This window comes from Bradyrhizobium sp. 613_E4_N2_2 (assembly GCF_052075995.1).
Taxonomy (GTDB): domain Bacteria; phylum Pseudomonadota; class Alphaproteobacteria; order Rhizobiales; family Xanthobacteraceae; genus Bradyrhizobium; species Bradyrhizobium barranii.
In genome coordinates, this window is sequence record NZ_CP197234.1 from 696,829 (window position 1) to 710,251 (window position 13,423).

11 protein-coding genes and 1 pseudogene are annotated in these 13,423 nt (G+C 64.2%); 7 read left to right on the plus strand and 5 right to left on the minus strand.

The features are described from left to right. Positions 1-25 precede the first annotated feature (25 nt). Positions 26-1,048 (plus strand): hypothetical protein, encoded by a 1,023-nt coding sequence (locus AB7290_RS03255; protein ID WP_085399184.1) that lies wholly within the window; start codon positions 26-28, stop codon positions 1,046-1,048. Here the strand turns inward: AB7290_RS03255 and rpmB are convergent. Next, complete coding sequence (gene rpmB / locus AB7290_RS03260) at positions 1,045-1,356, minus strand: 50S ribosomal protein L28 (protein ID WP_063980641.1); 312 nt, start codon at positions 1,354-1,356, stop codon at positions 1,045-1,047. The two genes, AB7290_RS03255 and rpmB, sit on opposite strands and share 4 nt — an antisense overlap. Positions 1,357-1,863: 507 nt before the next feature. Here rpmB and AB7290_RS03265 point away from each other — a divergent pair. From AB7290_RS03265 to AB7290_RS03285, 5 genes and pseudogenes are all read left to right on the plus strand, one after another. After that, positions 1,864-2,721 carry a DUF3108 domain-containing protein gene (locus AB7290_RS03265; protein WP_094183886.1) on the plus strand — a complete coding sequence of 286 codons (858 nt, stop codon included), beginning with the start codon at positions 1,864-1,866 and terminating at the stop codon, positions 2,719-2,721. A gap of 794 nt (positions 2,722-3,515) precedes the next feature. Next, positions 3,516-6,905, plus strand: coding sequence for a helicase-related protein (locus AB7290_RS03270; protein WP_085399182.1), 3,390 nt, complete (start codon positions 3,516-3,518; stop codon positions 6,903-6,905). A 10-nt stretch (positions 6,906-6,915) separates the two neighbouring features. After that, positions 6,916-7,185: pseudogene (locus AB7290_RS03275) on the plus strand (RNA-binding S4 domain-containing protein); the annotation flags it as partial. Between the two features lie 131 nt (positions 7,186-7,316). After that, complete coding sequence (gene fdxA / locus AB7290_RS03280) at positions 7,317-7,655, plus strand: ferredoxin FdxA (protein ID WP_071908456.1); 339 nt, start codon at positions 7,317-7,319, stop codon at positions 7,653-7,655. A gap of 344 nt (positions 7,656-7,999) precedes the next feature. Continuing rightward, positions 8,000-8,794 carry a CarD family transcriptional regulator gene (locus AB7290_RS03285; RefSeq protein ID WP_084794942.1) on the plus strand — a complete coding sequence of 265 codons (795 nt, stop codon included), beginning with the start codon at positions 8,000-8,002 and terminating at the stop codon, positions 8,792-8,794. Positions 8,795-8,970: 176 nt separating this feature from the next. Here the strand turns inward: AB7290_RS03285 and AB7290_RS03290 are convergent, their stop codons facing one another. Next, positions 8,971-9,642 (minus strand): hypothetical protein, encoded by a 672-nt coding sequence (locus AB7290_RS03290; RefSeq protein WP_245343972.1) that lies wholly within the window; start codon positions 9,640-9,642, stop codon positions 8,971-8,973. A 128-nt stretch (positions 9,643-9,770) separates the two neighbouring features. On the opposite strand from AB7290_RS03290, the gene AB7290_RS03295 reads away from it, so the two are divergent. Next, entirely contained in the window at positions 9,771-10,661 is an 891-nt protein-coding gene (locus tag AB7290_RS03295) for a LysR substrate-binding domain-containing protein (RefSeq protein WP_085399180.1), read from the plus strand. 2 nt (positions 10,662-10,663) lie between these two features. Here the strand turns inward: AB7290_RS03295 and AB7290_RS03300 are convergent, their stop codons facing one another. From AB7290_RS03300 to AB7290_RS03310, 3 genes are read right to left on the minus strand one after another with little or no spacing between them, the layout of a single operon-like run. Then, a complete protein-coding gene (locus tag AB7290_RS03300) occupies positions 10,664-11,197 on the minus strand; it encodes a response regulator transcription factor (protein WP_014490373.1) in 534 nt (177 codons plus the stop codon). Continuing rightward, positions 11,187-12,566, minus strand: a complete 1,380-nt coding sequence (locus AB7290_RS03305; RefSeq protein ID WP_085399179.1) for an ATP-binding protein — start codon at positions 12,564-12,566, stop codon at positions 11,187-11,189. Before AB7290_RS03305 ends, AB7290_RS03300 begins: the two co-directional genes overlap by 11 nt. Then, complete coding sequence (locus AB7290_RS03310) at positions 12,538-13,386, minus strand: SURF1 family protein (protein ID WP_085399193.1); 849 nt, start codon at positions 13,384-13,386, stop codon at positions 12,538-12,540. The genes AB7290_RS03305 and AB7290_RS03310 overlap by 29 nt, the downstream gene beginning before the upstream one ends. Positions 13,387-13,423 lie beyond the last annotated feature (37 nt).

The window sequence follows — 13,423 nt, forward strand, 5'->3', positions numbered from 1 at the left end:
ATCCGAAATTGGGCAGTACCGAATCTTGCGGCCGCTGGGACGGGGCTTCTATGCCGCCACGTACGTTGCCGAACGTAAGACAGGACTACGAAATAAATCGGTTCTGAAGGTCACGCCGAAAGCCTTCTATGAGTTCTTTGCCGGAAAGAACTTTGAGGAAGAATGTCTGCTCCACCGCGACGTTGCGGAAGGAACCGAGCATCTTGTCAAGATTCGAGACATGCAAGAGTCCGTCGACGTCATGTTTGGGCGCGATATCTTACCTTGCTGTGTTGCAGAGCTTGCTTTCGTCGACGGCCCCTTGCTTGAGGGCTACTTTGACAAGAAAGAGCGAGTTACGGCCGCGGTGGCGGCTCAAATTGCAATTGACCTGCTGCGCCTTCGAGAAGAGCTGGAGCACAAGCAGGTCTTTCACAATGATCTGCACGCTGGAAATATCATCGTTGAGAAGCTCAAGAAGGATAGCTATCGCGCGGATGCCATCGATTCATCGATTCGGGCCGTGGCAATTGATTTAGGCTCGGCAGCCATTCAGACAAAAAGCGATCCTACGAAGCATCGCCAAGGTGACATCAGTCGAATTGCCGAGCATATAGCGCGACTGAGCGCTGGTCTTTTAACCGACCCGGACGAAGTGTCGGATCATGATTTTCGACTCGCAAGCACGCTCCAAGACATTTTCCAAGTTTTGGCCGCCCCCGCTGAAAACACTCGATTTCCAAGCACTCATGACTTGGTTGTGCAAGTAAGCCGCCGCACCCTGAAAAGAGATCGATCGCAAGTAGGTGGTTCATGGACTAGCGCAACGGTTGAGTTGTGTCCGCAGGACACGAAATATCATCATCTACGATTCCGCACGCGTTGTTCAATCGGCGAAATTAGCTTGGTTGGAGTTAGCCACTGTTCAACGGGCTCATTGGTGGGTCGGCGAGCGCCCCCAAACAAAAACGGCCGGATCTTTCGATCCGGCCGCGACGCAAAACTCTACTGGCTAAGCCTACGCCACGCGACGCAACTTAGCCCCCGCCCGATTTCAAAATTGGATTAGCTGGCCTTCTTCGCCGGCGCGGCCGTCGGGCCGACCTTCTTCTGGATGGCGCGCTTCAGCTCGAGGGCGCGCGGCGACAGGACGTCGGCCTTGGCCTTGAGCAGGAAGGGGTCGAGGCCGCCATTGTGGTCGACGCTCTTGACCGCGTTGGTGGAGACGCGCAGGCGCACGTTGCGGCCGAGCGCTTCGCTGATGAACGTCACGTTGACGAGGTTCGGCAGGAAGCGGCGCTTGGTCTTGATGTTGGAGTGGCTGACCTTGTGGCCGACGAGGGGGCCCTTGGCCGTCAGTTCGCAGCGGCGAGACATGGTAGAAATCCTCTTCTGTCCCCCAAACGATTTGCGGCCGCCATTCTGGGCGCCACGGGGGCTAATTCTGTGTCCTTGCAGGGAGCGGGCGGACGTATAGGGGGGAAGGGACGGGACGTCAAGTTTTTGGGCGGGGATTCATGCTCCGCGGCATCCCCCACAACAGGTGTCATCGCCCGGCTTGACCGGGCGATCCAGTACTCCGCGGCGGAGCGGCTGGAGCCGAGGGGCTACGGCGTACTGGATGCCCCGGTCAAGCGGGGCATGACAGCGGAATGGGCGGGGCGAGGTGCGCGTCCCTGACACACCCCCGATCACCAAAACGGCAATGATTGAAGTGCCTTACCATCACATAAAGGGCGTATTCACCCCCGAAGTATCAAATGGAGTTCCGCATGCCTCCGCGCCCGGACACATTGTTTGCCGCGGTTTTTGGCTTAAGTAACAACCGTTCGCGCCCCGATTGGATTGTTCGTGCTCACATCCCCCCGACTTTGGCTCCAAGGCTTGGTCAGTCAGCGCTCAGCCAGCCCGCGCTCTGCCGGCCGGCTGGCCTTCGCAGCTTTTTGCGGGCTCGTCGTGGCGTGGGGCGCGGAGCCCGTGGCGGCGCAGGGCAAGCTCGAGGCGCAGTATGAGGCGACGCTGGCGGGCATTCCCGTCGGCAAGGGCGCCTGGAACATCGATATCGGGGACGACGTGTTCGCGGCCGCGGCCTCCGGCGGCACCACGGGGCTGCTGAAATCATTCGCGGGCGGGTCCGGCACCGGCGCCTCGCAAGGTCGGGTGGTCAACGGCGCGCTGGTCGCGACCGGCTACCAGGCCTCCACCACCACCTCGAAGAAGACCGAAGAGATCCGCATCACGCTCGACAAGGGCAATGTGAAGGAGTTCGGCATCGTGCCGGAGCCGCCTGTCGATGCCGACCGCATCGTCGTCACCGACGCGCATCGCCGCGGCGTCTGGGATCCGATGACGGCCTCGCTGCTGCGCGTGCCCGGCACCGGCGACCCCGTGACGCCCGACGCCTGCCACAACGCAGCACCCGTGTTCGACGGCCGCATGCGCTACGAGCTGAAACTCGATTTCAAGCGCATGGAGAGCGTGAAGGCGGAGAAGGGCTACAGGGGCCCGGTCGTGGTCTGCGCGCTCTATTTCGTCCCCGTGGCGGGCTACATCCCCGATCGCCCCGTGATCAAATACCTCGCCGCCCAGCGCAACATCGAGATCGCCTTCGCCCCCGTCGCGGGCACGCGCATCCTGGTCCCGTTCTGGCTGAAAGTGCCGACGCCGCTCGGCCCGGCCATGCTGGAAGCGACCAGCTTCATCACCTCAGCCCAGCCGCCAAAGGTCGCCAAGACGCAGTAAGGCTTTAGCCGCGCATTCCCCCTTAGAGACCGTCACCCTGAGGTGGCCGCTTCTTCAGCGGCCCTCGAAGGGCGACAGCCCGGCTGTTCCCGCAGGGAATATCCGTGCTCGCCGCCACATGCGGGCCGTCCATCCTTCGAGGCTCCCGGCGCGACGCTGCGCACCGCGCCACTCGCACCTCAGGATGACGGGGAGGCGATTTGGCTGGAAAAAATGTAATTCTTTCAACGGCATGTCTACTGTGCATGGGGTTGTTTTCGCGAAAATGAGTTTGGGGGCCAGCCACACTGGAATCCATTTGACTCCTCCTCGATTCTGATTCGACTCCGCGCCGTCCCCAATTTTAAGGAACCGGTCGTCGAAACGCCGCTTGTGCGGCAGGGCAAAACTCCATCTAGTGCACAACCAATAAGAGTCCCGCGACATGTGGCGTGAACGGAACAGGCTTCAGCGGGAGTCAGCGATTCGGCCGCGATTCGTTCTAGAGTCGTTCCGAAGCTTAAAGCCAACGGGAAAAGCGTCGCAAAGTGAGACAGTTGCGCGAGGTTTGGGGAGCGCGCTCCCACACGCTCGGTGTCATCGCCCGGCTTGACCGGGCGATCCAGTACGCCGAGGCCGTTGTGGTTGAGCGGACAAGCCGCGGCGTACTGGATGCCCCGGGCAAGCCGGGGCATGACAGCGGAATGCTTGGCTGCAGCGTAGCGTTCGGAGACATGGCCGACACCTCCCAGCCCTCAACACACCCTAAAACAGCACTGACATTCGCCCAAATCGCCACTACCTAATCCCCAGACATGGCCTTCTCTTCCTCCCCCTTCGCCTCCGAGCGCGCACCTGGCGCGGGCGTCACTGCAGTGCTCGGGCCGACCAACACCGGCAAGACCCATCTCGCCATCGAGCGGATGCTCGCGCATCCCTCTGGCGTGATCGGGCTGCCGCTGCGGCTGCTCGCGCGCGAGGTCTACAACAAGATCGCCGCACGGGTCGGCAGCGAGGCCGTCGCGCTGATCACGGGCGAGGAGAAGATCAAGCCGAAGAACCCGCGCTACTGGGTGTCGACCGTCGAGGCGATGCCGCGTGATCTCGACGTCTCCTTCCTTGCCGTCGACGAGGTCCAGATCGCGTCTGACCTGGAGCGCGGCCACGTCTTCACCGACCGCATCCTCAACCGCCGCGGCCGCGACGAGACGCTGCTGTTGGGTGCGGCCACGATGCGCCCGATCATCGAGCGGCTGCTGCCCGGCGTGTCCATGATCACGCGGCCGCGCCTGTCGCAGCTGGAATTCGCCGGCGACCGCAAGATCACGCGCCAGCCGCGCCGCACCGCCATCGTCGCCTTCTCCGCAGACGAGGTCTACGCCATCGCCGAACTGATCCGCCGCCAGCATGGCGGCGCGGCCGTGGTGCTGGGATCGCTCTCGCCCCGCACGCGCAATGCGCAGGTGGAGATGTTCCAGAACGGCGACGTCGACTACCTCGTCGCCACCGACGCCGTCGGCATGGGCCTCAATCTCGACGTCGACCACGTCGCCTTCGCCTCCGACCGCAAGTTCGACGGCTACCAGTTCCGCCGGCTGACGCCGGCCGAATTCGCGCAGATCGCCGGCCGCGCCGGGCGCGCCACCCGCAACGGTACTTTCGGGACGACGGGCCGCTGCGGGCCGTTCGAGCCCGAGCTCGTCAACGCGCTGCAGAACCACACCTTCGACAACGTGAAGATGCTGCAATGGCGCAATGCGAAGCTGGATTTCGCCTCCCTCGGCGCGCTCCAGGTGTCCCTGAACCAGTCGCCCGGCCATGAGGCTCTGACGCGCGCGCCGATCGCCGAGGACATGCGCGTGCTCGACCACGCCGCCCGCGACGTCGAGGTGCGCGATATCGCGCATGGCAAGGCGGCGGTGGAACGGCTGTGGGAGGCCTGCCAGGTCCCCGATTACCGAAAACTGTCGCCGGCCGCCCATGCCGAGCTCGTCACCACGCTCTACGGCTTCCTGATGCAGAAGGGCTGCATCCCCGATTCCTGGTTCGCGGCCCAGGTCGACCAGGCCGACCGCATCGACGGCGACATCGACACGCTGTCGGCCCGGATCGCCCAGATCCGCACCTGGACCTTCGTCGCCAACCGCCCGGACTGGCTGAAAGACCCCGAACGCTGGCAGGGGATCGCCCGCGAGGTCGAAAATAAATTATCGGATGCGCTCCATGAACGCTTGACTGAGCGTTTCGTTGATCGCCGGACCAGTGTATTGATGCGCCGCCTGCGGGAGAACACGAGCTTGAATACTGAAATCGGCAAGACCGGCGAAGTCATCGTCGAAGGCCATGTCATCGGCCGCCTCGATGGCTTCACCTTTGCACCGGATGCGGCGGAAGCAGGCTCCGATGCGAAAGCCTTGCAGGCTGCAGCGCAAGCGGTGCTCGCCGGCGAGATCAACGCGCGCGCCGAAAAACTGGGCAATGCGCCGGACGATCAGTTCGTGCTGACCTCGGAAGGCACGATCCGCTGGACCGGCGACGCCGTGGCGCGCCTGTCTGCCGCGGAGGAGGCGCTGCATCCGCGCATTCGCATCATCTCCGACGAGCGCCTCACCGGTGCGCCGCGTGAGAAGGTGCAGGCCCGGCTCGAGCTCTGGCTCAAGACGCATATCGAAAAGCTGCTCGGGCCGATGTTCGAGCTGTCGAAGGCCGAGGACGTCACCGGCATTGCCCGCGGCATCGCCTATCAGCTGGTCGAGGCGCTCGGCGTGCTCGAGCGTCCCAAGATCGCCAACGAGCTGAAGGATCTCGACCAGCCCTCGCGCGCCGTGTTGCGCAAATACGGCGTCCGTTTCGGCGCCTATCACATCTATTTCCCCGGCCTGCTGAAGCCCGCCGGACGCGCGCTGGCCGCACTGCTGTGGGCGCTGAAGCAGGACAATGTCGATCTGTCCTCGCTCTCGGGCGCGCAGCATCTGGCCTCGTCGGGCCGCACCTCGTTCCCGGTCGACAAGCAGCTGCCGCGCGATGCCTATCGCGTGCTCGGCTACAAGCAGGCCGGCGAGCGAGCGGTGCGCGTCGACATTCTGGAGCGCCTTGCCGATCTGATCCGCCCGGCGCTGGCCTGGCGCGAGAACTCGCCCGGCGAAAAGCCCGCCGGCGCGTTCGACGGCCGCAGCTTTGTGGTGACGCAGGCGATGACCTCGCTCACCGGTTCGGCCGGCGAGGATTTCGCCTCGGTGCTGCGCGCGCTCGGCTATCGCATGGAGAAGCGTGCGCCGCTGCCGCCGAAGCCGGTGGCTGCTGTCGCGGAGACGCCGGCTGCCGAAGCAAGCGCAGAGGCTCCGACTGAACCGACTGCGACCGATGATGCCGCCGCAAGCGCGGACACCGCGATCGAAGCCGCCGCCGAGCCCGTCACCGTCGAAGACGCGCCCGGCATGGAGCAGCACGACGAGCCCGCGCACGAGGAGCCGGCGCTCGAAGCATCGCCTGATGCCCCCGTCACGCCCGAGGATGCCCCCGGCATCGCGCCGCCGGCGGAAGAGGCTGCTGCGCCCACCGAGGCGGTGGAAGCCGCTCCTGCCGAGGCCGCTGCAACGGAAGCCGCCGCATCCGCCGATGCCGCCGCGCCAGTCGAGGCTGCCGCTGCGCCTGCCGAGCCCGAGCTCGTCGAGGTCTGGCGTCCCGGCGGCCGTCACGACGATCGCAAGCCGCGCCACGAGCGCCATCGCCACCAGCGTCACCACAATCAGCGCCCGCAGCAGGCCGGTGCCGAAGCTGGCGCCGCCCCTGCCGAAGGCGAGGCCGCGCAGTCAGCCGACGGCGAGAAGCGCAATGAGCGCCATCGTCATGGCGGCGGTCATCGCAGAGATGGGGCCAGGGATTTCCGCAAGCCCCGCGAGGGTGGTGCCGAAGGCGCACCGCGCCAAGAGGGACGCGACGACAAGAACCGCCGCTTCGAGGGCAAGGATCGCGACAACAAGGATCGCGATCGCAACAAGGGCAAGTTCGGCGGAGATCGCGACAAGGGCCGCGACAATCGCGGCCGTGACCGCGACAAGGGCCGCGACCGTCAGGGCGGTCCCTCGCTGCGCCCTTACGCCTCGAGCGCGAACCCGCGCGAGCGCGATCGTCCGGCCGATCCGAATTCGCCCTTTGCAAAGCTCGCTGCGCTGAAAGAGCAGCTGTCCGGTCGCAAGGAGTGATCCCACGAGCGAGCGGCAGCGCCTCGACAAATGGCTGTGGCACGCGCGGGTGGTGAAGGCGCGCACCTCCGCGGCCGAGCTCGTTGAGTCCGGCCACGTTCGCATCAACGGCACACGCGAGAAGTCGCCGGGCCATGCGATCAAGATCGGCGACGTGATCACCATCGCGCTCGATCGCACCGTGCGCGTGCTGAAAGTAACCGCTTTCAACGAGCGCCGCGGCGATGCCGCCTCGGCCCGCGTGCTCTACGAGGAGCTGAGCGAAGCGAAGCGCAATTAATTGCGCTTTGAGTTCATTTCTTGGCCGATCAAAGCGCAAAGCCGTCATGATCGGCCGTTCCCGACCTTGCGGCGCCGGGCCATCCGCGCTACGCAAGCCGCGACTTTTAAAAGAGCTTTTCGGAGCGTTGGATGACTTACGTCGTCACTGAAGCCTGCATCAAGTGCAAGTATACCGACTGCGTCGAGGTCTGCCCGGTCGACTGTTTCTACGAGGGCGAGAACATGCTCGTCATCCATCCTGACGAATGCATCGACTGCGGCGTGTGCGAGCCGGAATGCCCTGCCGACGCCATCAAGCCGGACACGGAACCGGGCCTGGAAAAGTGGCTCCAGGTCAATGCCGACTACGCCAAAAGCTGGCCAAACATCACCCAGAAGAAAGAATCACCCCCCGACGCGAAGGAATTCGACGGCCAGGAAGGCAAGTTCGAGAAATATTTTTCTTCGAACCCGGGCTCGGGAGACTAATTCTCGCCCAAACTTAACCCTAATACCTTCGTCAGCGCCGAAAACCAGCCCTCAAGACCCCTAAATCATTGATTTTTGCGGGAAATGTGCTATATTGAGCACATTAAGCTGAACCCCGTCAGCCCAGTTGGCCCCGTTGGGTTCCCGTGAAACCAAATGTCGAACAGGGGCGTGGCAGTTTCCGCGCGCAGGCTGTGTCACAGAAAACGCGTAAAAAGAGTACTTCAGCGAGGGCTTCCCATAAGGAGGCCAAAAAAGTCGCCGCGGCCAGCCGTAGCGCATCCAAGGGTCGGACCGCGACTAAGGCACCGGCTGCAAAGTCCTCGAAGAACAAAAGAAGCGCAATGCCTCACAAGACTGCCAAACCGGCCGCGAAAGCGACCGTTGCCAAGCCTGCTGCTGCCAAGGCTTCCGCTGCCAAGCCCGTTGCTCCGAAGGCTCCTGTTGCTGCCGCCCCTGCCAAAGCCCCCGTTGCTGCTGCGAAGCCGGCCGTGAAGGCTGCTGCACCCGCGCCGAAGGTCGAGGAAAAGAAGGTCGTGACCCAGCGCCAGGGCTTCAAGGCCAACGAATTCGTCGTCTATCCCGCTCACGGCGTTGGCCAGATCCTGGCCATCGAGGAGCAGGAGATCGCCGGTGCGAAGCTCGAGCTGTTCGTCATCAATTTCATCAAGGACAAGATGACGCTGCGCGTGCCGACCGCCAAGGTTGCGAACGTCGGCATGCGCAAGCTGTCCGACCCCGCGCTGGTGAAGAAGGCGCTGGAGACGCTGAAGGGCCGTGCCCGCGTCAAGCGCACCATGTGGTCGCGCCGCGCCCAGGAATACGAAGCAAAGATCAATTCGGGCGACATCGTCGCGATCGCGGAAGTCGTGCGCGACCTCTACCGTTCCGAGTCGCAGCCCGAGCAGTCGTACTCTGAACGTCAGCTCTATGAAGCGGCGCTCGATCGTCTCTCCCGCGAGATCGCGGTTGTGCAGCACTCGACCGAGACCGAAGCGGTCAAGGAGATCGAGGCCCAGCTCGCCAAGAGCCCGCGCCGCACCAACGCCAAGGCGGAAGCCGCCGACGGCGAGGGCGAGGCGGATGCCGACGGTGATACCGATGGCGACGATACCGCCGTCGCCGACGAGGCCGCGTAAGCGTCTCGCAGCGTCGATCGCAAGCAATCAAAAGCCCGGCTGGTTGGCCGGGCTTTTTTGTTTTGAGTGGATCAGGCTTTGCGACGGTGCAACCCGTGCGTTCGCACGGCCACGGGTGTTCAGGCCCCGTGTCGGGGGCATCGCGTCGAGGGAGAGTGTGACGAACTTGTCTCGAGTCACTTCCTGATCAGCGGAATCTGCAAATTGGTCGGCCGGTTCTGCTCGGTGTCAAAGCCACGGCCGTCGATGTTGCGGGCGCCCCAGAACAGGAGGTCGCCCCTGAGATAGACGAGATCATATTCCATGAAGTTCGTGGCCTCGGCGAGACCGAAGGGAGCGAAGGTCTTGCCGAAGATGCTCTGAGGCGCGCCTACGGCCCACGGTGCATATCCGACCGCGGCGACCTTGTTGAGCACATCGGCAAATCCCTGTGCCAGCGGCGTAACCTCGTAGGTCTCGTCGGCAACGAAGTCGACCTTCTGCGCGCCCGGAGCGATGGGATGCGCACCCCTCCACAGCATATGGCCGCCAATCCTGATCCGCGCGAGCGGCACGGCGCTGTAGGGATCGGCCGAGTTGACGATCTCGAGCTCGAAACGGTCGGAGGGGAGATATTTGAAGGCCCGCTTGAGATAGAACGGCTTGAGCGTGCCATCGGCGTTCTTCGCCGCGCTCGGGCGCACCTCCGGTGCGATGCTTTCCCAGTCGCCGAGCAACGCCTGCTTCAATCCTGTCACATCCAGTTCCATGTTGTTTGCCTTTGCCTGCGTGTTGGAGGATTGCGCAGCCGCTTCGCCAGATCCCGCCAGTGCCAGGATCAGCAGAGACGTTTGAATGCTCTTGAGCATGTGAAGCTCGCTCCCGTGCGCCTCTGCCTGCCAGGCAGACCTCGTTCACGCCGGCTATACGGGCAGCTGGCCGCCTGGAAAAAGACTTTGTAAGCTGGCCCCATGCCTGCGAGATATGGGAGATCGCGATGGAGCTTCGGCATCTCCGCTATTTCGTCGCCGTTGCCGATGCAGGCAGTTTGACTGTTGCGGCCGAGCAGAAGCTGCACACGTCGCAACCGTCGCTCAGCCGGCAAATCCGGGATCTCGAACGGGAGGTCGGCGTTCCCTTGATGAACCGCAGCGCCCAAGGCATCGCGCTGACGGCGGCCGGCAAGGCCTTTCTCGAGCACGCCAGAATGGCGCTGCTTCAGGCGGAGGCTGCCAAGGAAGCGGCGCTCCGTGCCGCGCAGCCCCCGCAGCCCGCTTTCTCGTTGGGCTTTCTGTCGGGCGCCGAAATCGACCTGCTGCCCGAGGTGGATCGCATTCTGCGCGACGCATTTCCCGGCATCGATATCCGCCTGTCGAGCGATTATTCGCCCTCGCTTGCCAAGGCCCTGATGCGGCGAAAGCTCGATGCTGCCTTCATCCGGCCGGAGGAGCACATGGAAGATCTGGTCTGCCGGCGCGTGCGCACCGATCCGCTGGTCTTCGTCTTTCCGAGCGACCATCGGCTGGCATCGCAAGCCGCGGTGGCGCCCGAGGAGATCAGGGACGAGACCTTCTACCTACCGTCCAAATCCGCTCCCGCGGTTCGCCGTATCGTTCTGGATTATTTCAGCCGGACCGGAATCGACCTCAAGCCCGACCGCGAAGTCCACAATGTCGTTCACGCGATCTCCATGATCGCGTCCACGCGCGGCGTCATGATGCTGCCGGCCTACACGAAGCGATATCTGCCGGAGACGATCACCACCCGGCCGGTGCGGGGTGAAGCACCCAAGCTCGATCTCGTTGTCGCCTATCACAAGGCGAATAAATCCCCGATCCTGAAGTTGCTTCTCTCCGAGGTCGGCAAGCTCGCCACGGCGTCGTCCTAGGCTCACTTCACCGGCCGCTTCTCGAGCTTCCTTGCCAGCGTGCGGCGGTGCATGCCCAGCCTTCTTGCCGCTTCCGAGATGTTGAAATCGGTCTCGATCAGCGTCTGGTGGATGCGCTCCCATTCCAGCGTCTTGATCGATGTCGGCCGCGCATCGAGGGCGACTTCGGCGTTGCCTTCGGCCTTGTTGAAGGCGGCTTCGATATCGTCGGTGTTCGACGGCTTTGCCAGGTAGTGGCAGGCGCCGAGCTTGATCGCCTCGACGGCGGTGGAGATGCTGGCAAAGCCGGTCAGCACCACGATCAGCATCTCCGGATCATGCGTGTGCAGCAGCTCGACGCAGGCGAGGCCCGAGGCGCCACCGAGCTTGAGATCGACCACCGCGTGTCCAAAGGATCGCTCCTCCAGCACCTTCCGCACCTCTTCGATCGAAGCTGCGAGGACAACGTCATAGCCGCGGCGCTCGAATGAGCGTTTCAGCGTGCGCGCGAAGCCGGCATCGTCCTCGACGACGATGAGCGAACGGTCAGGCGTCAAAATTTCCTCCGATCGCGAGCGTTGCGAGCGGCAGCGTCAGGCGGACGGTGGCGCCGCGCTTCCTGTGGTTCTCGGCGGTCACGCTGCCGCCGAGCTTGCGCACGACGTTCACCACCAGGAACAGGCCGAGCCCGCCGCCGGCGCGGCCCTTGCTCGAGTGATAGGGTTTTCCCAGCTGCGCCAGCATCTCCGGCGCAAAGCCCGGGCCGCGATCGCTGATCGACAGCACGAGATTGTCGCCCTCGCGCTCGGCCAGCAGCTCCACCCATTCGCGCGAGACCTCATAGGCATTGTCGAGCACGTTGAAGATCACTTGCTTCAGCGCGATGTCAGAGACGATCGCGACGTCCTCGCCGAACGTGTTGACGAAATAGAGCGTGCGGGCCGAGCGTGCGTCGCGCCACTCGTTCACCAGCGCGGTGACGAAGGCCGTCACCGTCGTCGGCGAGGAGCCTTCGCCGCGCGCTTCGCCCGCCGACACCAGGATGCCCGTCACGATGGTCTTGCAGCGTTGCAGAGAGGTTTCCATCTCCGCGAGATCCTCGGCAAGTTCCTGATCGGCGGCGAGATCGGGCATGCGGCGCCAGTCGCTGAGGATGACCGACAGCGAGGCGAGTGGCGTGCCGAGCTCATGCGCCGCGCCGGAGGCGAGCAGGCCCATGCGGACGATGTGGTCCTGCTCGGCCGCATGCTGGCGCAGTGCCGCCAGATGCGCATCGCGCTCGCGCAAATTCCTGTTGATCCGGGTGACGAACACGACCAGCAGCACGGCGTTGAGGACGAAGCCCAGCAGCATGCCTGTTACGGTGAGACTGTAGGCCTCGCTGATCGGGTTCGGCGGCAGGTCGAGCGGCCGGTAGGCCATGGTCAGCCATATGAAACTCGCGCAGGTCAGTGCGACCAGCGACCAGGTCGAGCGGGCATTAAGCAGCACCGCGCCCAACGTCACCTGGAGCAGGAACAGCGAGGTGAAGGGATTGGTGGCGCCGCCGCTGAGGTAGAGCTGCGCCGTCAGTGCGGCGACATCGAGCATCAAGGCGACCAGCAGCTCGTTGTTGGTGATCGCGGCGCGATGGCGCACCCAGACGAGGCTGGAGGCGTTGAGCAGCAGCAGCGCGCCGATCACCGCGCCCATCCGTTCCAATGGCAGGGGGATACCCAGGCCGAAATGCACGCCGCCGATGGTCACGATCTGCCCGACCACCGCGGTCCAGCGCAGCTGGATCAGCAGCGCCATGTTCTTGCGGTTGGTCTCGTCGTCGGTCGGCGCAACGCCGATCAGCTCGCTGCGCGCGTCCGCCTGCGATTGCAGCGTGACGGCGTCATGCGTCATTCCGTCGTCAGGTAGATTCGACGATCGTTCCAGCATCTGATCCCGTCCTGCGGGCGGTGGCATCCGAGCCGCCGGCCGGTTCGTGGACGAAGCGCTTGCGGCGGAACAGCCCGCCGCCGAATGTGACGAAAAGTTTACCGGCCAGCATGAAAGCCAGGGCAAACCACGTCAGCGCGTAGATCAGGTGGTTATTGGGAAAGCTGATCACGGTCAATCCGCTGATCGGGCCGCCGGTGGTTTGTGATCCGGCGTCGGCATCGATGAAGAACGGCGCGACATCGTGGAGGCCGCGGGCTGCCGCAATCGCGGCGACATCCCGCGAGTACCAGCGGTTGTGCTGGGGCACGTTGTTCCGCAAGAATCCGCCCTTCGGCTCCGTCATGCGGAGCAGGCCCGTGATCTCGACCTGCCCGTCCGGATTGCCGCTCTGTCGCGTCGATGCGTCGCGCCGCTCGGACGGCACGAAGCCGCGATTGACCAGGACGAGCGTGCCGTCGCCGCGCTGAAGCGGCGTCAGCACCCAATAGCCGGGGCCTTCCTCGGTGACGGCCTGAACCAGCGTCTCGCGGTCATTCAGGAAGCGTCCCGTGAGGCTGACGTGCCTGTATTCGTCGTTTGCGGTGGAGACGGTCGGCCAGGCCGCGGGCGACGGGATCGGCTGGGCCGGGGCATGGACGCGCTGCTCGACGCGGTCGATCAGCGCCAGCTTCCAGGCGCGCCGTTCGATCTGCCAGACGCCGAGTGCGATCAGAAGTGCAAAGGCCGTGAGCGAGAGGACCGTGAGCCACAGGCGCGGACGCGCAGCCTTGCGGCGCGCGCCCTTGTCCCTGCCTGTCACGGTCCAAGCCTTGCTCACGTTCAAGCCTTGCTCACTTCCAAGCCTTGCTCACTCC